20 protein-coding genes are annotated in these 20,097 nt (G+C 46.2%); 8 read left to right on the top strand and 12 right to left on the bottom strand.

The features are described from left to right. Positions 1-59 precede the first annotated feature (59 nt). The 3 genes from carB to B5D50_RS13290 are packed head-to-tail and all read left to right on the top strand — an operon-like array spanning position 60 to position 4,392. Positions 60-3,278, top strand: a complete 3,219-nt coding sequence (gene carB, locus B5D50_RS13300) for a carbamoyl-phosphate synthase large subunit (RefSeq protein WP_078923128.1) — start codon at positions 60-62, stop codon at positions 3,276-3,278. Positions 3,279-3,301: 23 nt separating this feature from the next. Continuing rightward, entirely contained in the window at positions 3,302-3,784 is a 483-nt protein-coding gene (greA, locus tag B5D50_RS13295; protein WP_078923127.1) for a transcription elongation factor GreA, read from the top strand. Then, the gene (locus tag B5D50_RS13290; protein WP_159448639.1) at positions 3,784-4,392 is read left to right on the top strand and encodes a histidine phosphatase family protein; all 609 of its coding nucleotides are present in this window, start codon (positions 3,784-3,786) and stop codon (positions 4,390-4,392) included. The genes greA and B5D50_RS13290 overlap by 1 nt, the downstream gene beginning before the upstream one ends. Positions 4,393-4,455: 63 nt before the next feature. On the opposite strand, the gene B5D50_RS13285 is transcribed toward B5D50_RS13290, so the two are convergent. After that, entirely contained in the window at positions 4,456-4,782 is a 327-nt protein-coding gene (locus B5D50_RS13285) for a hypothetical protein (protein ID WP_078923125.1), read from the bottom strand. Positions 4,783-4,941: 159 nt separating this feature from the next. On the opposite strand from B5D50_RS13285, the gene B5D50_RS13280 reads away from it, so the two are divergent. After that, entirely contained in the window at positions 4,942-5,556 is a 615-nt protein-coding gene (locus B5D50_RS13280) for a YigZ family protein (RefSeq protein WP_078923124.1), read from the top strand. Positions 5,557-5,824: 268 nt separating this feature from the next. Here B5D50_RS13280 and B5D50_RS13275 read toward each other — a convergent pair whose 3' ends face one another. The 10 genes from B5D50_RS13275 to B5D50_RS13230 form a co-directional block, all read right to left on the bottom strand. Further along, the gene (locus tag B5D50_RS13275) at positions 5,825-6,502 is read right to left on the bottom strand and encodes a GAP family protein (protein ID WP_078923123.1); all 678 of its coding nucleotides are present in this window, start codon (positions 6,500-6,502) and stop codon (positions 5,825-5,827) included. Positions 6,503-6,745: 243 nt separating this feature from the next. Next, positions 6,746-7,780, bottom strand: coding sequence for an ABC transporter ATP-binding protein (locus B5D50_RS13270; RefSeq protein ID WP_078923122.1), 1,035 nt, complete (start codon positions 7,778-7,780; stop codon positions 6,746-6,748). Then, positions 7,777-9,375, bottom strand: a complete 1,599-nt coding sequence (locus B5D50_RS13265) for an ABC transporter permease (protein ID WP_078923188.1) — start codon at positions 9,373-9,375, stop codon at positions 7,777-7,779. The genes B5D50_RS13270 and B5D50_RS13265 overlap by 4 nt, the downstream gene beginning before the upstream one ends. A 32-nt stretch (positions 9,376-9,407) precedes the next feature. Next, positions 9,408-10,427 carry a Fe(3+) ABC transporter substrate-binding protein gene (locus B5D50_RS13260; RefSeq protein WP_143594364.1) on the bottom strand — a complete coding sequence of 340 codons (1,020 nt, stop codon included), beginning with the start codon at positions 10,425-10,427 and terminating at the stop codon, positions 9,408-9,410. A 117-nt stretch (positions 10,428-10,544) separates the two neighbouring features. Beyond that, a complete protein-coding gene (locus B5D50_RS13255) occupies positions 10,545-11,654 on the bottom strand; it encodes a DUF1513 domain-containing protein (protein ID WP_159448638.1) in 1,110 nt (369 codons plus the stop codon). Position 11,655: 1 nt separating this feature from the next. Continuing rightward, complete coding sequence (locus B5D50_RS13250) at positions 11,656-12,831, bottom strand: imelysin family protein (protein WP_078923120.1); 1,176 nt, start codon at positions 12,829-12,831, stop codon at positions 11,656-11,658. Positions 12,832-12,848: 17 nt separating this feature from the next. Continuing rightward, on the bottom strand, positions 12,849-14,273 hold the full coding sequence (locus tag B5D50_RS13245) for a di-heme oxidoreductase family protein (RefSeq protein ID WP_078923119.1): 1,425 nt from the start codon (positions 14,271-14,273) through the stop codon (positions 12,849-12,851). 20 nt (positions 14,274-14,293) lie between these two features. Then, positions 14,294-15,517 (bottom strand): imelysin family protein, encoded by a 1,224-nt coding sequence (locus B5D50_RS13240; protein WP_234975878.1) that lies wholly within the window; start codon positions 15,515-15,517, stop codon positions 14,294-14,296. 60 nt (positions 15,518-15,577) lie between these two features. After that, complete coding sequence (hemP, locus tag B5D50_RS13235; RefSeq protein ID WP_078923117.1) at positions 15,578-15,775, bottom strand: hemin uptake protein HemP; 198 nt, start codon at positions 15,773-15,775, stop codon at positions 15,578-15,580. Positions 15,776-15,824: 49 nt separating this feature from the next. Then, the gene (locus tag B5D50_RS13230; protein WP_078923186.1) at positions 15,825-16,034 is read right to left on the bottom strand and encodes a (2Fe-2S)-binding protein; all 210 of its coding nucleotides are present in this window, start codon (positions 16,032-16,034) and stop codon (positions 15,825-15,827) included. A 180-nt stretch (positions 16,035-16,214) separates the two neighbouring features. Between B5D50_RS13230 and B5D50_RS13225 the strand changes: the two genes are divergently transcribed. The 4 genes from B5D50_RS13225 (at position 16,215) to B5D50_RS13210 (ending at position 18,534) form a co-directional block, all read left to right on the top strand. Then, positions 16,215-16,520 (top strand): hypothetical protein, encoded by a 306-nt coding sequence (locus B5D50_RS13225; RefSeq protein ID WP_078923116.1) that lies wholly within the window; start codon positions 16,215-16,217, stop codon positions 16,518-16,520. Between the two features lie 225 nt (positions 16,521-16,745). Beyond that, positions 16,746-17,213: a bacterioferritin gene (bfr, locus tag B5D50_RS13220; RefSeq protein ID WP_078923115.1), complete on the top strand. Its 468-nt coding sequence runs from the start codon at positions 16,746-16,748 to the stop codon at positions 17,211-17,213. Between the two features lie 10 nt (positions 17,214-17,223). Continuing rightward, positions 17,224-17,691, top strand: coding sequence for a bacterioferritin (gene bfr / locus B5D50_RS13215; RefSeq protein ID WP_078923114.1), 468 nt, complete (start codon positions 17,224-17,226; stop codon positions 17,689-17,691). 168 nt (positions 17,692-17,859) lie between these two features. Next, positions 17,860-18,534: an alpha/beta hydrolase gene (locus B5D50_RS13210; protein ID WP_078923113.1), complete on the top strand. Its 675-nt coding sequence runs from the start codon at positions 17,860-17,862 to the stop codon at positions 18,532-18,534. A gap of 133 nt (positions 18,535-18,667) precedes the next feature. On the opposite strand, the gene B5D50_RS20505 is transcribed toward B5D50_RS13210, so the two are convergent. Then, positions 18,668-20,097: hypothetical protein (locus B5D50_RS20505; protein ID WP_234975877.1), on the bottom strand; the 1,430-nt coding region annotated here is incomplete at its 5' end.

Here is a 20,097-nt window from a genome sequence, read left to right as displayed (position 1 = left end):
AAACTTGACTCCCTTAATCCCTTGTGTAAGGGAAAACGAATTATTGTGGACGATTGAAAATGCCGAAACGTGCGGACATTAAAAGTATTCTGATTATTGGGGCAGGCCCGATTGTAATTGGTCAAGCCTGTGAGTTTGACTATTCAGGTGCACAAGCCTGTAAAGCTTTGCGTGAAGAAGGCTATCGAGTCATTCTAGTCAACTCGAATCCTGCAACCATTATGACTGACCCCGGCACGGCAGATGCTATTTATATCGAGCCGATTCGTTGGGAGACTGTCGAAAAGATTATTGAAAAAGAGCGCCCGGATGCTTTATTACCGACGATGGGTGGGCAAACTGCGCTGAACTGTGCTTTAGATTTATCGCGTCACGGCGTACTCGACAAGTATCAAGTCGAGATGATCGGTGCGAATGAAGTTGCGATTGAAATGGCCGAAGATCGGCAGAAATTCCGTATTGCGATGGATGATATTGGCTTAGAGTCAGCGCGCTCACGGATTGCCCACACGATGGAAGAGGCCAGAGCAGCACAGAGCGATATTGGTTTTCCTACCATTATTCGTCCGTCGTTTACCTTAGGGGGAACGGGAGGAGGTATCGCTTATAATAAGCAAGAGTTTGAAACCATCGTTGCCCGTGGTTTAGATATGTCACCCACCACAGAGATCTTACTCGAAGAGTCTTTATTAGGCTGGAAAGAGTATGAGATGGAGGTGGTACGTGATCATAAAGATAATTGCATTATCGTCTGCTCCATTGAAAATTTCGATCCGATGGGCGTACATACCGGTGATTCAATTACTGTCGCTCCTGCTCAGACTTTGACGGATAAAGAATATCAGCTATTGCGTAATGCTTCTTTAGCGGTGTTGCGTAAAATCGGTGTCGATACCGGTGGTTCGAATGTACAGTTTGCGATTAATCCTCAGGATGGTCGCATTATTGTGATTGAGATGAATCCACGGGTATCCCGCTCTTCTGCGTTAGCCTCTAAAGCCACCGGCTTCCCGATTGCGAAAGTTGCGGCTAAGTTAGCCATTGGTTATACCTTGGATGAATTGCGCAATGATATTACAGGCGGGGCGACTCCCGCTTCTTTCGAGCCAAGCATTGATTATGTCGTCACCAAAATTCCACGCTTTACCTTTGAAAAATTCCCGCAAGCGGATGCGCGCTTAACCACGCAAATGAAATCGGTGGGTGAGGTGATGGCGATTGGGCGTACTTTCCAAGAGTCCTTACAAAAAGCCTTACGTGGTTTAGAAACGGGTATTGATGGCTTGGATGAGCGCTTAAATCGTGAGCATCCTGAAGCCCGCGATATTCTCCGCCGTGAGCTAACCGAACCCCATGCCGAACGGATTCTGTATGTGGCGGATGCTTTCCGTTATGGCATGACGGTTAACGAAGTCCATGCACAAACGAGTATTGATCCGTGGTTCTTAGTGCAGATGCAGGAGCTGATTGAGATTGAGCAGAGTTTGGAAGGACGTTTACTGAATCAGATCCATGCCGATGAAATGCGCCTGCTCAAACGTAAAGGTTTTTCTGATCGGCGCTTAGCTAAGCTTTTGCATAGTACGGAGCGCAGTGTACGCAATGCGCGGCGGAATATGCAGGTGCGCCCAGTCTATAAGCGGGTTGATACCTGTGCGGCTGAGTTTGCGACCAATACCGCCTATATGTATTCCACCTATGAAGAAGAATGTGAATCAAAGCCTACCGATCGTAAGAAAATTATGGTCTTAGGGGGTGGGCCGAATCGTATTGGTCAAGGCATTGAGTTTGACTATTGCTGTGTACATGCGGCCTTGGCTTTGCGTGAAGACGGCTATGAAACCATCATGGTTAATTGCAATCCAGAAACGGTTTCTACCGATTATGATACTTCGGATCGGTTGTATTTTGAGCCATTGACCTTGGAAGACGTGATGGAGATCGTCGATCTGGAAAAGCCTTTAGGGGTGATCGTGCAATACGGTGGGCAAACCCCACTGAAATTAGCCCGTGAGCTTGAGAATCTCGGTGCACCGATCATTGGTACTTCACCCGATTCGATTGATCTTGCCGAAGATCGTGAACGTTTCCAACAGTTGATTCATCGTTTAGGTTTGCGTCAGCCACCGAATCGGACTGCACGCAGTATGGAAGAGGCGGTACGCTTAGCGGTTGAGATTGGTTATCCCTTAGTGGTACGTCCGTCGTATGTTCTTGGTGGGCGGGCGATGGAAATCGTTTATAACGAGAATGAATTGCGGCGGTATATGAATACGGCTGTATCAGTCTCGAATGATTCTCCCGTGTTGTTAGATCGTTTCTTAGATGATGCGATTGAAGTGGATGTGGATGCAATTTGTGACGGGCAAAATGTGCTGATTGGTGGGATTATGCAGCATATTGAGCAAGCGGGGATTCATTCGGGTGATTCAGCCTGTTCCTTGCCGCCTTATTCTTTAGACCCCAAGATTCAAGATGAATTACGCGCACAGACGGCTCGCATGGCGAAGGCTTTGAATGTGATTGGGTTAATGAATACACAATTTGCGATTAAGAACAATGAAGTCTATGTGTTGGAAGTGAATCCACGGGCGTCACGCACCGTGCCTTATGTTTCGAAGGCCATTGGTCGCCCCTTAGCAAAAATTGCGGCTCGTTGTATGGCGGGGCAAAGTTTAGTTGCGCAAAATGCCACCGAAGAAGTCATTCCAGACTATTATTCAGTGAAGGAAGCGGTTTTCCCCTTTATTAAATTTCCGGGGGTTGATCCGATTTTAAGCCCAGAAATGAAATCGACGGGCGAGGTGATGGGCGTTGGTAAAACCTTTGCTGAGGCTTTTGGTAAATCGCAACATGCAGCGGGTGCGAGTTTCCCTAGTTCAGGTGTCGTGTTTATTAGTGTACGTGAAGCCGATCGGCGGCATTTAGCGGGTCTAGGTCAGATGTTAGTCAACCAAGGTTTCCGTATTGTTGCAACCCGTGGAACAGCACGTGAGCTGCAAAATGCAGGTATTGCTTGCGAAGTTGTCAATAAAATGCATGAGGGTCGCCCTAATATTGTGGATATGATTAAAAATGATGAAATTCATTTGATCATTAATACTACAGAAGGTGAGCAATCAACCCGTGATTCTTTTGAGATCCGCCGTGAGGCTTTACAGCATAAATTAAGTTATACCACGACCATCGAAGGTGCACGTGCCTTGTGTATGGCGATGGGTTATACCGCTGACGAGCAGGTTTATCGTCTGCAAGATTTGCATCAGGGAATTATATAAAAGAAGAAGGAGCATCAGTAAGAATGAGTAGACCACCGTTAACAGCAGCGGGTGCTGAGCGTTTAAAAGCTGAGTTGAACCGTTTAAAAACGATTGAGCGTCCACGTATCGTGCAATCTATTGCCGAGGCACGTGAACATGGTGATTTGAAGGAAAATGCCGAATATCATGCCGCCCGCGAGCAACAAGGCTTCTGTGAGGGGCGGATACAAGAATTAGAGTCGGTCTTATCACTCGCGCAAGTGATTGATATAGCAACGGTCGGAGCCGCTAATCCGGGTAAAGTGGTTTTCGGGGCGACGGTGGAGCTTGAGGAAATTAAATCAGGGGAAACGCTTCGCTATCAAATTGTTGGTGATGTTGAGGCGGATTTGAAACTGGGGATGATTGCAGTTTCTTCACCCGTTGCGCGTGCTCTAATTGGCAAAGAAGAGGGTGATGTGGCGGTGGTACAAGCCCCCGGTGGTGTGCGTGAATATGAGATTCTTGAGGTTCGCTACGCATAGTGAGCATTCCTATCACGTTAATAGACTTGCTGCCGAGTACCTCGCTGGATGCAGGTGAGGTGTTTTGCGGCTCGCTGAATGCTAGTTTGAGTGCTGAGGGTCTAAAAAACCTGAAGAAGGTTGTCAAACGCCAAGCGAATTGGGAGGTAGTGATTAGTTCTGAGCATAATGCTTGCCTACCGTTTGCACGGTGGTTGGCGGAGAAAAACCATCTACCTTTAAAAAGCTATCCTGAATTAGCAGAGATGAATTTCGGCACTTGGGAAGGACAAACGCCCGCGAGTATTATGGAGCAGAATCCGACTATTTTAGCGCGCTGGTGGCGTAATCCAGCCTGCTTAGTGCCACCCGAGGGCGAGTCCTTTGCGCATTTCCAAGGGCGTATTAGCGCTCTTTGGGAGCGCTTTATGGTTGAGCATAAAGGTAAGCGAGTTGTATTAGTGGCTCAACCCGGAGTAATTAGGCTTATTATTATGCAAGTTTTGGGAATGCCAAGTCGCAACTTTTTTTCTCTAGCCATTGAGTCTGGAACCATTTCCCAGATTCGGGTGATGCATGATGAGGCGGGTGTTTGGGCTAGTTTAGTGACTTACGGTTGTCATGCCTAATAGCCAATATAGCTAAGACACCTCGTCTTCATGCTTGTCTAGCTAGTTCATTTTTATCATGGTTCATTTCTGGTGTAGAGGGTTTTTAGTGACTCGTTTTGAATAAGCCGCTCGTTGCTTATGCTTAGCACCGGTCTGATTATCCCACCAGCGTTGGGCGATGCTTTGCACTTTAATAAAATCTGGATTAGTTAATACCCGTTCATACAAACTAGATTCACTAATTATTTTACTCAATTGTAGAAAACTAGACGGTGGCGTTTGAACGAGAGTCACCTTGGTTCGATCTGGTAGTAGCCTACTAGGCTGACTAGGTGCAGCAAAAGTTTGCATCGGCAAAATTAACAGCAGCACCTCAAAAGCGACCCACAAACAGGCTTTGGGGTACATAAAATATTCTCCAGCAGCATCTGTATTTTATTTCTCAGTTGAGAGTATAAAAAATTGCGGGTGGCATTGAAGGTTTTGGCCATTGAATGATCAAAATCTCCGATAAGCGGTTCTATTCACCCTAGTTTCCCTTACATTCTATAAACAAATGAGAGACTTATGAGTTCTTTTTTAATACCTGCTACCACGGCCTGCTGTGAGCAGACTATAAAAAATAGCCAATTCATTGGTTTCATTGCGCCGGCTCCTTCTGCTGAAGCCGCGCATGAATTTATTGCAAAGATCAAACTTCAATACCCTGATGCTCGCCATGTTTGCTGGGCTTTTATTGCCGGTAAGCCAAAACAGACCACTCTAGTTAGTTGCAGTGATGACGGAGAGCCAGCAGGGACTGCGGGTAAGCCCATGCTTAATGTTTTATTACACAGTGAACTCGGTGAAGTAGTCGCTGTAGTGGTGCGCTATTTTGGTGGAATTAAATTAGGTACGGGTGGATTAGCTCGGGCCTATTCAAGTTCAGTCACTAGAACCATTCAACAAACCCCCACCTGCTTAAAAATTGCCATGCAAGCCTTGCAAATAACAGCGCCTTATGCTTTAGAAGATGCGGTGCGTCGCTGCTTAACGGATTGGAAATGTCAGATTCTAAAGGTTGAATACCTGCCTGAACTACAAATTAATGGTTTATGCCCTATTAGTGTGCAAACTCAAGTACAGCAAGCCTTAGGTGAGTTAGGGCGTGGACAAGTATTAGTGGAATTTTTATCCGAATAGATTAAAAAATAATCATTTTTTTTCGAAATGGTTACAATTTACTTTACTTTGTATTATGATCAAACCGCTCGCGAGGGAAACCAACCTGTCTTAACTGAGGAAGACGGGGCGGGCAAATTCATCTCCCGGAGATAATTTTATAGCCCATTCTTCTCCGGGAGCTTTTTAAGCTAAAACTAAATTATAGCTGCCTTAATATTCACGCCGCGAATTGATCTTCGGCGATTAAGCCAATAAAAAATCTGCAAAAATAATCGACTGCTTTGATTTAAGGTAAGGCTTCAATCGCTCCCAGCAATGCTTTTGTACCCAGAAATAAAAATAGTATGGCCATAATCGTATTGCCATACTTAGTTAACCAACGATGTAGTTCTGCTAGACCTGTTTTCACGGCTTCACCCCCTAGTATGGATAAAAGCCAAGGAATCATTAAGCCGAGTGAGCTAATCAAAGCAAACAGCAGTGCGGTAGTAATACCTTGTGAAAGCGTAGGGGCGGTTTGTGCAATATCCAAAGCCGCTGCTGCCATAATCGGCCAATTTTTAATAGCGGCAAAAACCAAGGCAACGCCAAAACCGAAAGCGGCCAGTGTTGATAGATTCTGCAATTTATCAATCCGCAGGGGGTGGGCTGCTGCTGTGTCCGTCGCTTTAGGGCGGGTTTTCCAACTACGCCAAGCTAAGAATAGTAATAGGAAAGCAAATAAAAAGCGCAAACTAATCAATAAAATAGAGGGGTTGTCTGGGTCTTGAGGGGTTAGCCAACTGGCTAGAAACACACTCAAGACCATAAAGCCAAAAACACCTACAATCCAACCGAATAAAGCAAAGGTGCCTGAGGTTTTGGCGCGGTTCAGTGCACATAATATCAACATAGCTATAATTGCGGTTGGACTTAAGGCGACCCCGAGCGCCATCGGTAGATAACTTGAGATTGCTCCAGACATTTTTACATCCCTATAAATGAATTGTGTTGGCTCAAGAGGCTTAGCCGCTTTTAGGCTTCAGAAGGGGCTGCCGTTATGCTTCAGTTTTAGCAAGATAAATCATCAGTCATCTCTAAAAAGTAGAGCTGGTTTTAATAAGTTGCAAGATTTATTTTTACAGCTACGGAGTGAAGGAGGCGTGGTATAAAAATTATTCAGTCTTATTCAGTCTTATTCAGTCTTATTCAGTCTTAATAAATCGGTTTAGTTCACTAATGGATAAGCTTGTGGCGCTAATTCAATCCCGATTTGCTCACCGATAACAAAAGCTTGTTGGCTTGAGCCTAAAGCTAATAAGGTTTCTTGGTTGCTGAGTTGTAAATGGTATAAATATTCATTGCCACGAAATACCTTGCTCTTAATGGCCGCACGAATAGCGGCCTGTGGATTTAACTTAACCTGCTCAGGGCGAATTAAAACCAAGGCTTGGTGATTCGTTAGGCTAGTCGGAGCTAAATACTCTAATTGCCCTAAGCGAGTCGCCACCTTCGTGGCATCAAGGACTTGCCCTGTGATTAAGCTACCTTGCCCAATAAAAGAGGCAACAAAGGCATTGTGTGGTTGATAATATAATTCATAAGCACTACCCCATTGCTGGAGCCGACCTGCTTGCAAGACACCAATTTCATCAGCCATTGCAAAGGCTTCATGTTGATCATGTGTCACGAGTAAGGCGGTAATCCCTTCTTGCTTGAGAATCTCGCGCACTTCACGGGCTAACGATTCACGTAATTCAGTATCTTGGCTGCTAAAGGGTTCATCAAGCAATAATAAGGCGGGTTTAGGGGCAAGGGCGCGAGCTAGGGCGATACGTTGTTGCTGTCCGCCGGATAATTCATGAGGATAACGCTTAGCATATCCCGGCAAGCTAACTAATTCGAGTAATTCGTTAACCCGATGTTGTTGAGCTTTATTCGATTGTTTACGAATTCCAAAGCGAATATTGTCTGCAATATTCAAATGCGGAAATAAGGCATAATCTTGGAAGACCATGCCAATCTTACGTTGTTCAGTTGCTAAGGTGTTATGTGGGGTACTGATCACTTGCCCATTTAGGCTGATTTGCCCCTGACTTAAGTGTTCAAAACCGGCTATGGCACGGAGTAAAGTTGTCTTACCGCAGCCGCTAGGTCCTAATAGACAAGCAATTTGCCCCTGTTCGACGAACAGATCGACCGCATAGACTGCTGTGGTTTTCCCATAACGAAGTTCGACTTGCTCTAAGACTAGCTGACTCATAGTTTTCCTCCAGCCCGTGAGCCTGAAATCGAACGACTTAATAAAATGACCGGAATAATCCCCGTCGCGACGATCATTAAAGCAGGTAAACCTGCTTCAGCTAAGCGTTCATCTGAAGCCAATTCATAAGTACGGACGGCGAGGGTATTGAAATTAAAGGGACGCAAAATCAGAGTGGCCGGTAATTCTTTTAAAACATCAACGAAAACTAATAAAACCGCTGTTAATAAAGAGCCTTTCATCAAGGGCATATGTAGCTTCCAAAGGACTGCATGGGGGCTTAAACCTAGGGAACGTCCTGCATTATCAAGGGTCGGTTTGATTTTGCCTAAACCCGCTTCAACCGTTTGTAACGAGACGGCTAGGAAGCGCACATTATAAGCAAATAAAAGAATAAATAGGCTACCACTTAATAGCAGCCCTAATTTCATACCCAATACAGTCTGACTCCACTGATTGAGTTGGGTATCGAGCCAAGCAAATGGAATCAACACACCAATCGCAATCACTGTCCCCGGAATCGCATAGCCGATACTGGCTAAGCGTGCGGCTAAACTCACTAAGGGGCTAGGGTTTAAGCGTTTGCCATAGCCTAAAATCAGGGCAAGGATTAAAGCACAGCAGGCCGCGATAATCGCTAAACCTAGACTGTGCTGAATCAACCTTAAAAAGCTACTATCCATTTGAGTTTGCCAATTAGCGAAGCCCCAGCTGGCGAGTTGCGCCATCGGGATCAAAAAGCCTAAGAGTAAAGTCAGGCTAGCCAATAAGACTGCAGCCCAAGCTTGGCCACCGGTTAAAGCAATTCGTTTAATCTGGGCGTATTTGCCTGAGCTGTGATAATACCGTGCCCGCCGCCGCGACGCTTGTTCTAGGAGTAATAAAATAAACACAAAGCTCATCAATAAAGCCGCTAATTGTGAGGCCGCTGCATGATCACCTAAGCCATACCAAGTGCGAAAAATTCCTGTGGTAAAAGTGGTCACTCCAAAATATTGTACAGTTCCAAAATCAGCGAGGGTTTCCATCAAGGCTAAGGCTAAACCCGTCATAATCGCAGGGCGTGCTAAGGGTAAAGCAACCCGAAAAAAACTTTGCCATTGGTTACAGCCTAAAGTACGGCTGACCTCTAAAACACAAATAGATTGCTCTAAAAAAGCAGCACGGGCGAGCAGATAAACATAGGGGAATAAGACAAGGGCAAGCATTAAAATAGCCCCCCCTAAGGAACGTATATTTGGAAACCAATAGTCGCCATACGCCCAGCCCATTAAGTCACGTAAACTAGTTTGTACCGGACCTGCAAAATCCAGCATACCGGTGTAAGTATAAGCGATGATATAAGCTGGCATGGCTAAGGGTAGTAAGAGTAGCCATTCAAACCAAGCCCGCCCCGGGAACTCACACATGCTACAAAGCCAAGCTAAGGGTACACCCAATAGCAATACACCAAGACCGACTCCAAGGCTGAGATAGAGGGTATTGAGTAGATAGTCGCTGAGTACAGTGGCAGCCAAATGCTGCCAAACCTCAGCGGAAGGCACAAAAACATAAGCAAAAACTGCCAAAATTGGCAAAGCAGTCAAGAGCGCCATGCCAATGAGCAAGGCGCGCCATACGAAATTTTTTATTTCCAACCCACAGTGTCCATGATTTTAACGGCCTCTGCATTATGCTTACCTAATTCAGATAAGTTAATGCTATCCGCCTTAAAATCACCCCAAGTTTTCAATAAACTGCTGGCAGGGACAGAGGTTTTTACGGGGTACTCTTGATTATGCTCCGCATACCAAGCTTGTGCTTCGTCGCTGACCAAGTATTCCAAGAGTTTGACTGCATTGTCTTTGTTTTTTGCCACCTTGGTAACGCTTGCACCACTGATATTGATATGCGTACCTCGACCTTGCTCGCCTTGATCAGGCCAGAAAATCGCAACTTTCTCCGCTGCTGCTTTATCTTCCGCACCATCGCCTGCTAGCATTTGCCCATAGTAATAGGTATTGGCCAAAGCCAAATCACAAATACCTGCGGCGGCGGCTTTTAATTGGTCACGATCACCGCCTTCGGGTGGACGTGCCAAGTTTTTTACTAAACCGTCAGCCCATTGAGTGGTGGCTTCTGCACCTTGGCTGGCAATCATTGAGGCTAGCATCGACTGATTGTAAATATTGTCTGAGCTACGCACACAAATTTTGCCTTTCCACTTAGGGTCAGCTAGATCAGCATAGGTGGATAATTCTTCGGGCTTAATTTTTTCTTTTACATAGAAAATAGGCCGAGCACGATAGGTTAAACCGAACCATTGGTTGTCAGGATCACGTAAGTTTTCGGGGATCGCAGCTTTTAGCGTTTCAGATTCAATGGCTTGGCTTAAACCTAAGTCTTTAGTCCGAAACAAACGCCCCGCATCAGCGGTCAGCAAGAGGTCAGCCGGGGTGTTGTCACCTTCTAGCTTTAAGCGCTCAATCAAAGCATCATCTTTGCCAGTGACTAGGTTCACTTTAATGCCTGAGGCTGCGGTAAATTGGTCTAAAATCGGTTTAATCAATTGCTCTTGGCGGGAAGAGTAGACGTTCACTTCACCTTCGGCAACAGCAACCAACGGAGCAGCGAGCAGGGTAGTGGCAAGTAGCAGTTTCTTCAGCATATCCATGTTAATCCGTAAATAATAACTATTATCAATAATAAAATGAATGCTCATTAAATGCAAATAGTTCTCATTAAACCATTAAACCCACCTACACCATGCTAGAGCAGACTTAATCTAGCTCAACAATAAATGATTATCCCAACTCAACTCTGGAAAAGTCTGGAGACTGTGCAGCGCGTAGTCAGACTGCCTAGGTCGGAGAGTGTATAAACCGCCTTGGCTATTGGAGACCAAGAAGCTTGCCTTTTCAATCCCCAAACTGACTCCGCTCGCCTCAGCTAAAGGGATCGCTTGTACAAAACTTTCGCTGGCAGTACTCCAAATGGAAACACTATGCCCACGCGGGGTGGCCGTTACTAATAATTGTTGCTGAGGGTCATACACAAGATCAGCCAAATAGCCACGCAGTTGAGCAAGATCAGTCGGGGCGATTTTAAGTAATTTAAGTTCAGACCCTGCTGCTTGCCAAGCCACTAACGAGCGCGGTTGCTGCTGATATAAATTACCTTCATATTGCAAAGCAATCGCAACATCCCCCTGAGGACTGACCGTTAAATGGCGAATACTCAGATAACGATCGGCTAAGCGATATTCAGCCAGTTTTTTTCCAGTGCTTAGATCTAAATAAACCAATGAAGGCTGCATCGTGGCAAGATTGAGTTTACGGCGACCAAAATCAGGGTGGGTTTCCAGTCCGCCGTTTGCAATCACTAAGGTTTTACCGTCGGGTAGCAACTGCAAATCATGGGGGTCGAGACCGTAACTTAGATATTCACCTATTTGCTTTAAGCTACTCAGCTCACGAATGCCAATGATACCGCGCTGGTTAACATAATCGGTCTCAGTAGTGAAGAGCCATTGCCGATCAGCAGACAGGCAGCCATGCCCATTAAAATGCCGCTGCTGATTAGGTTTGAAACTTTCAACCGTCCCTTGCTTAAAGTTAACGCGCACCGATTCAAAGGCAGGTCTGCGGCCAAATAATAAAGCTGAATGCTGATTAAGCGCTAAGGCAGCATGTCCACGCATCGGGACTCGCTGTTGTTGCAATTGTTGTGAGTTTAAATCGAATTGGCTCAAAAAATGCTGACCTAGGGTATTGTCATTGGCTGAATAGAGCTTGGGGGCAGGCCTAGGTTGAGCTTGTTCGAATAATTCCTGTGTGGCTAAGGCGCTTCCAAACACACTCAGCGCCGCAAGACCGAGAAATTGACGGCGCTGCATCTTAGTCTCCATCATTATCATTAAAGCCTAATTGAGCTTGGGTTATAATGGCGAGTTGCCGCTTGATCCCCATTTCTAAACCTCGGCAGCGCTCGATCAGTTCACGGCGGGCCGGTGATTCGATATTTTGTTCAACCACGGTGAAGGGGTCACCTGCAGGGAGCTGCATCTGGGTTAAATCCTTGAGTTGTTTCTCAAAGGCGCTAACGGCGAGTTTAGTTCCATCATTTGGGAAGGTTTTATCAATCCATGCCAAAAAGCCCCCATCAATAAATACTCGGCTAATCCCCTCAATATTGGCTTGAATTGTTTTAAAGGAGTAACCACTGCGCCAAGCTTCTAGCTCATAAGGATGGCTGAGCTGTTTTTCATCCATCATCCCAAACGGTAGCCGGATTTTTTTGAGATTGATTTTTTCTAAGGTTTGATAGGATTTGCCGATCAAAAGATCAATCACTTCTTGATTACGGGTGAAAAATTTGGTGCTATCAGTTTCGAGCCAAGCCTTGCTGAGCTGGGTGATTTTTTGTTCCAGCAGAGCACTCACTGCCTGCACATAGCTACAACGGATTGAACCTTGAGTCTCTTGAAACTGGGCTAAGAACTGTTCAATCGTTTGCTCGCGATCAAATAATACATACTCCAAACTACTTAAACCTTGTGCACCGACTCCGGCGGCTACAATGTCCGCTTGACTAATTGCTTGGTCACTGGCGAGTAAGTTTTTAATGATTTGCTTTTTAGGTGGGGCGAAATTGATTTGGAAATCCAATTGCTCAGCAATCGCCGGTCCAAATAATAGTAGATCAGTCCGTTGCCAAGCCAGCAGTGTTTCCCCCCAAGCTGTGCGCAGTTTTTGAAAATTCTCCAGAGTAGGGGTGCTACAAAATTCAGTGCTAGTTTGAGTGAGCTGCTGACTCTGCTGTTGCAATTCACGATACAGCGGTTGAATCCCCGCCGTGACTAATTGCTGAATTAAGGCTGCATCTCGGGCGGGTTGATTCGTCGTCGGCGTTGCCACCTGACTTGTGCTGACCGTTGTAGTTTGAGTACTCGTTTGAGTAATAGCCTGTGTGTTATCAGCAAGGACGGGTTGGCTCTGGATAAAAAGATGAGCAGAAAATAGCAGGAAGCTGATTTGGCCTAGGCTAAACCGTGGCTGTTGAAGTGTGTGCATATTCGCATCCTAAGCGCTTAGAGTGAGTTGAGAAAGCGTAGTAAAGCAGCACGCTCTGCTTGGCTCAAATTCAATACCTGTTGGCGTGATGCTTCCGCTTCACCGCCATGCCAAAGAATCGCTTCCATCAAATTGCGGGCACGGCCATCATGTAAAAAACGGGTATGGCCATTCACGGTTGCCACCAAGCCTATTCCCCACAGTGGTGCTGTCCGCCATTCACGGCCGCTGGCTAAAAAGTCAGGGCGTTGATCGGCTAAACCCTCACCTAAATCATGGAGGAGTAAATCAGTAAACGGCTGAATACGCTGGTGCTCCAACTCCGGAAAATCGGGTTTCACTCCCGTTTTCAACTCAGGAAGATGACAAGCACTGCAATTCGCTTGTTTGAATAAACGCTCACCTTTTAAAACTTCAGGATCATTAACATCGCGCCGAGCCGGGACAGCTAACAGCGAAGCATAGAAAGTCACCATGTCCATCAGCTCTTGATTGATTTCAGGTTGCCCACCTTGCGGTGCTGCTAAACAATCAGTTTGTGCAGCAGTACAGGGCTGACCGGTAAAAAGCGGGGAGCTAATCCCTAAATCACCATGAAAAGCGCCTGCACTTTGTTGAGCAACCGTTGGTTGATTGGCTTTCCAACCAAAGCGCCCCAATACGGTTTTTTGTGAGCTGACATCCCAAACCTGATTCACTCGCCCGGAAATACCATCCGCATTTTTGTCTTCAGGGTCAGCCAGTGCTAATAAATCAGCTTCTGGAATCGCTGCTAATAAGCCCATGCCAATCATTACAGGTGCGACCCGAGCAGACATTTGTACTTGAGGATGCAGAGCGCCGTAATTGAGGTTATCTAATTTAAGACTAGGTTTGAGTAGGGTATAGGTCTCACCGTCTTTAAATTGCCCACGGATCTCTTCATAGTCAAAGCGTGGCGTTGCCTCGGCTTTAAGCCCCGGAATACTATTTGGTTGAATTTGATCGCCATACGTCGGTTCAGGCACGATGCCGAGTGTGGTGAGTAGAGCTTGTTGTGCAGGGGTTGCAGGAGTTGCAGCAGGAATACTTACACGAACTAAAGTCGAGATAAACTTCTCTTCACGAGTTAACGGTGGGCGACCTTTGCCATCTTTGACATGGCAGCCTTGGCAACTATTGCTATTAAATAAAGGTCCTAAACCATCGCGGGCAGAGGTTGATGAAGGTGCTATGACCCACGGCTGTTTAAAAAAAGCATTGCCAATGAAAAAGTTATCACGCCGCAAAATACTTAAATTATTCGCAGGCAGCGAGAAGGCATTATTGCTGTTATCCAATACCGTGGTGGCACCCCCTGATAAGTGTTGATCTATAGACTGACCTGCGGCAGTTGGCTCGGTACTATTGGCAACTGAGCTTAGGATTAACCCGCTCAGTATCAAGGTCTTAGCTAGCTTCATGGCATATCTTAATGGCTAAATTATTGCAAAGAATCACTGGTTTCTGAATTGAGATGATTAATCCCTAAGGCTTTAGCGGCGGCTTCAAGACTTACCGTTTGTGCGCGTAAGGCGGCAATCGTGGCCTTGACTCGTGCATTACCCTCACTATTGTCGGCCACAATTTGCTGATCAAAAGCCTGCCCTTGCTGCGCTGCTTTGACGATGGCCTCTGCTGCTGTTTGGCTGGTATTCAAGTTTTGCTCCAGTTCAGTGCTGAGGGTTTTATCTTTAGCGGCTAATAGTTCAGCCAAACTTGCACCTTTCAGGAGGCTGCCATCGGTGCGTCGATAACTGCCATGAAATACATTATTAATACCCTGTACATTGCCGAGAATGTCAGCGTGAGTATTATCACTAAAACAGGAGTGTTCATCTTCTTGCGAATGCGCCAGTAGGGCAACATTCATCCGTTCACCAGCCAGTTCACCCAAACTTAAACTGCCCATACCAAATAAAATCCGGCGTAAAGCTTCCGCTTCATCCAGTGCTAATAAGCTTTTACGGTAATTGGTTTGATCCGGCGCCCAGTCTTGCTCCATTTGAGTCAGATCGGTTACCAGTAGATCAGTAGCTGCTTTTAAATATTGCGCCCGCCGTTCACAGTGTTGATGCGTGCATCCTGCACCCGTGAGAAAATCAGTAGATGGGCGTGTTCCAGCTAATTTTGGATCTTGATTAAGATCTTGACCCCATAATAAAAACTCAATGGCATGATAGCCAGTGGCCACATTGGCTTCTGAACCACCTTTCTCCTGATAAGACTTCAATAACTCAGGGCTGATGGTTTCTGTACCTGCAATCAGGTTGGCCGTCGCAAAGGTATTGCCTTCTTCGTGTTCATAGGCATCCGCTTGCACATAGTCAATTAAGCCCTCGTCTAAGGGCCAAGCATTCACTCCACCTTCCCAAGCATCGACATTGGGATTGCCAAAGCGAAAAACTTCCGTTTGGCTATAAGGTAAGCGAGCGGCTAACCAAGCTTGCTTAGCGGCTTGATGACTAGCCTCAGTCGGTTGAGCGATAAACTCATTCACTTTAGTTTGTAAAATTTTAGCGCTCGCTAGCGCATCACTAAATTCAGCATGTGCTAGTTGGGTGTAGTTTGCTATCACAGCTTGAGGGGTTACCGTCTCAGCTTGGAGCATTGACGAGCTAATGCATAGGGTGATACCGCTTAGAATAATTGCAGGTAAATGTTTCAAAATAAAATACTCCAAAGCTTAAGTATTGAACTCAAGTCAAATCGTCAAAACTAGTTTTAGTTAAACAGGCTCATGATTACCGCTATTGATCGGCTTAGATGGCAGGCGAGTGAGTGGGGTATCGGCAGCAGTCAAAATCAGCTTGCCTCGGCGCGTGATGGTTAATACATAAGGGCGCGAACCGTGCTGGATAATGACTTTTTTGCAGCCTTGCATCCATTCTTCTACGTTGATTCGGCGTAAGTCTAAGCATTGCATGGATTAAAATCTCTGATTAAACACAGAAGCACAGATACAGAAATACAGATTAAGCACAGGCTTCTGCATAACAACAGGCATGGCTGGCACTGCGCTTCTCTAAACATTGATCAATGAGTTCGCAGGCGAAAGGCTTGCAGCGTCCACAACAAGTGCCTACTGATAATTCGCCTTGGATCGCTTCAAAACTGTCATGACCTTGTTGTACGGCTTGTTGAATCGCTTTATCAGTCACTGCATTACAAACGCAAACATACATAGACTTGCACCTGAAATAAGAATCATTCTTGATGGTGTTCATCATAGAATGATCTAAGCTCAAATGCAAGCGATTCTCATTTGCTTGCATTTGTAGTGGCTTATGCTTATCATACAAATAATAATGATTCTTATTTATTAAAAATCATTGCTACGCTAAGTCCGTTAGACAGGAGTAAGTATGACTTTCTCAATCAATGCTTGGTTAGATCGAGCTGATCCTTTTATTGAGTTGCGTAATACAAAAACAGGGGAACTCATGGCTTTATTTACTGGCGAACAGCTAATTCGTTGTTTGGAGCAGGGCGATGTGTGCTTGAGCGAGCTATGCCAAGCAGATCAAAGTACGCAACAAGAATTAGTTCGCTGTTTATTACTTGCGCATTGTTCTAACTGTTTGCAACAACATACCGAGACTGTCTTTAAAAAATATCTCCATCGGCGTGAGCAGGGCAAGCGTCTAGCTAACAACAAGGTATTGCCTTAATACTTAAGCTACATCCTCAAAAGCTGACAACCACTCATAGTAATGAATAATCTAAAAAGAGGGTGGTGATACGTGCAAGGTCTGGCAGTCTTGTCACCGACTCAGGGGTGCTCCTACCCCTTTATTTTTTATTTCTTGCTCAATACAGACGTTATAAAGATTGCATACCAGCCCTTATCCTTTTTAAGATGAAAAGTCCTGAATTAGGCTAGTGAAGGAGCAGCTATGCAAGGTAATCCAGAAATTAATCGTGCTTTAAATAAAGTGCTGCGTGGGCAGTTAATTGCCATCAATCAGTACTTTCTACATGCACGCATGAGTGCTAATTGGGGTTTAGAGAAATTTAATCATCAAGAGTACCATCGCTCGATTACAGCGATGAAACAGGCTGATGAACTGATTAAGCGCATCCTCTTTTTAGAAGGTCTACCGAACTTACAAGATTTAGGTAAGTTATATTTAGGCGAAAATATCCCTGAAATCTTAATGAATGATCAACAGTTAAGCCGTGAGCTGATGGCTGAGTTACGGGTAGCCATTTTAGCCTGTGAGCAAGCCCAAGATTATGTGTCTCGAGAGTTATTGCAAGAAATCCTTGAAGAGGAAGAGGAGCAGATGGATTGGTTAGAGTCACAACAATGGCTCTTAAGCCATACCGGTGAGCCAAATTATCTACAGTCGTTAGCCAGTTAAGGAGCTTAAAATGCAAGGAAGTCAGCCAGTTATTGAAGTTTTAAAGCAGTTGCTAGCGGGTGAATTGGCCGCCCGAGATCAATATTTTGCGCACTCACGCCTCTGTGCCGATTGGGGACTAGAGAAATTAGCGGCGCATTATGAGCATGAGCGCCAAGAGGAAATGGGGCATGCCGATGCGATCTTAAAACGCTTATTGTTTTTGGAGGCAGTACCTAACTTGAATCAGCAGGACTCGATTCATCTCGGTACTGATGTGGTGAGTATGCTCAAGAATGACCTGCAGTTAGAGTATCAGGTGCAAGCCGCACTGAAGGCGGCGATTCAAATCTGTGAAGCTCAGCAGGATTATGTCACTCGTGAATTGCTACGGGTACAGCTGAGTGATACAGAAGAAGATCATGCTTATTGGTTAGAAAAGCAGTTGGGTTTAATTGATAAAATCGGTTTGCAAAACTATTTGCAAAGCCAAATCTAGTCAAATTCTAGTTAGTTTTAAGTTCTGCTAGGCAAACGCTGCGGCGCATTACTCAGGCAGACCCCATCTTTGCTATCCGCTGGTTTGAGCTTATATTTTGGCCTAGCTGTTCCTGTGCGATGAACTCTGTACAATCAGGCTTTTTAGCATTGTTAGAAGGCTTACAGCATGGATTATTTACCCGCAGTTATCGTTGAACCCAGTCAATCCGCTACGGCGAGTGTGATTTGGTTACACGGTCTAGGTGCAAATGGGCATGATTTTGAACCTATTGTGCCTGAGCTCAACTTAGCCCCTGAAATGGCCGTTCGTTTTATTTTCCCGCATGCCCCGAAGCTAGCTGTGACAGTGAATGGTGGTCAACTCATGCCCGCTTGGTATGATATTTTGGCGATGACGATTGATCGCCAAGTTGATGTTAAGCAGTTAGAGACCTCTGCTCAAGCAGTGGCTCGCTTGATTGATCGGGAGTTGGAGCGGGGGATTCCGAGTGAGCGGATTGTGGTCGCTGGCTTTTCGCAAGGTGGGGCAGTGGCTTATCAGGCCGCACTGACCTATCCCAAACCGTTGGCGGGCTTATTGGTCATGTCGAGCTATTTTGCGACTGCAGAGAGTATTCAAGTCAATCCGGCGAATCAGCAATTACCGATTGTGATTTTTCATGGTTTGCACGATTCAGTTGTTCCTGAAAGTTTAGGTAATAAAGCCCGCCAGCGCTTGCAAGGCATGGGGTATGCACCGGAGTATTTCACTTATGCTTTAGAGCATAGTGTGAATGCGGCCGAAGTGAGGGATTTAGCGAGTTTTATTCAGAAGTGGTTGGCCACAGCTCATCAAAAGTAAGGAAGAGTAAGGCTAATTACGCCTTGAATGAGTCACTACGACTCAGTTCTCATAAAAACTGGGAAAGTATTAACTTTCCCAGCTCAACCCTAAACGTTTACTTAGCGTTTATTCAAGCTTGGTGTCGCTCAAATTAACCATTGAAACGGTTGAAGTTATTGAAGTCTGTATCAAAGATATCAGCCACTTCATATAAGTTAAAGGTCGTTTTATCACCGCGAGCGGAGATAGTGCCGTCTAACTTTTCAAGTACACCACCACCTTGAGCACCACCACCTTGGTCACCATTACGCACCTTATTGTCACCATCAGCCGTTTGACCCCACAGACCATGTGGCATCACGCCGTCTGCATTGACGTTGGCGCTCTTGAAGCCTAAATCTAGGTAACTGCCACGTGAAGTAACGGTTACGTTATGCTCTTGGTCTTGAATGGTAACAACACCACCTTTCTTAGTGATCTGACCACCATCGACTGGATAAGTACCATCTTTCTGGACTTGGCCATTAATAGTAAGGGCACCATTAACGTCTATCTTGACTTGATCCTTACCCATGGTTGCACCAATCTGATTCATAAGAGTAAGACCAGTGCTTCCCTTGAAGGTGGCATTAAGCTGGAAGTCTTTGTCGCTAAGAATATTATAGGTTCTGCCCGGAATACCTTGGACGTCATAATGACCACCATCCGCGCCCACAAAGTGCGGGTCACCCCAGACAGTACCTGTACCTGGGACAGTTGTGCCACCGCCACCGCCAGTGCCACCTGTACCCGTGCCAGTGCCTGTACCGCCAGTGCCACCTGTACCCGTGCCAGTGCCTGTACCGCCAGTGCCACCTGTACCCGTGCCAGTGCCTGTACCGCCAGTGCCGCCAGTTCCTGTGCCACCAGTGCCGCCAGTTCCTGTACCGCCAGTTCCTGTGCCACCAGTACCGCCAGTGCCACCTGTACCTGTACCACCAGTGCCACCTGTACCGCCAGTGCCACCTGTACCTGTACCACCAGTACCAGTACCTGTACCTGTACCTGTACCGCCAGTGCCACCAGTGCCACCTGTACCCGTGCCATTCGTACCGGCTGCACCCTGAGCACCTTGAGCGCCATTCATACCATTAGTGCCATTCGTACCGGCAGCGCCTTGAGCACCCTGAGCACCTTGAGCGCCATTAGTGCCATTAGTGCCATTAGTGCCATTAGTGCCATTAGTGCCATTCGTACCGGCAGCGCCTTGAGCACCCTGAGCACCATTAGTGCCATTAGTGCCATTAGTGCCATTAGTGCCATTCGTACCATTCGTACCATTCGTACCATTAGCACCCGCTGCGCCTTGAGCACCTTGAGCGCCTGCTGTACCACCAAATGCACTAATTAATTCTGCACGATCTGCAAAACCATTGTTGTTGGTGTCAAAACCCTCACGGGCAAAAACTCGGTCAAAATCAGTTTGTACTCTGCCGCCAGTACCTGTACCACCTGTACCACCAGTACCTGCGCCACCAGCACCGCCTGCGCCACCAGCACCGCCTGCGCCACCAGCACCGCCTGCGCCACCAGCACCGCCTG

The sequence above is a fragment of the Thiothrix eikelboomii genome (assembly GCF_900167255.1).
GTDB lineage: Bacteria > Pseudomonadota > Gammaproteobacteria > Thiotrichales > Thiotrichaceae > Thiolinea > Thiolinea eikelboomii.
The sequence above is the reverse complement of the archived record's forward strand: the minus strand, read 5'-3'. Positions and strand labels throughout refer to the sequence as shown.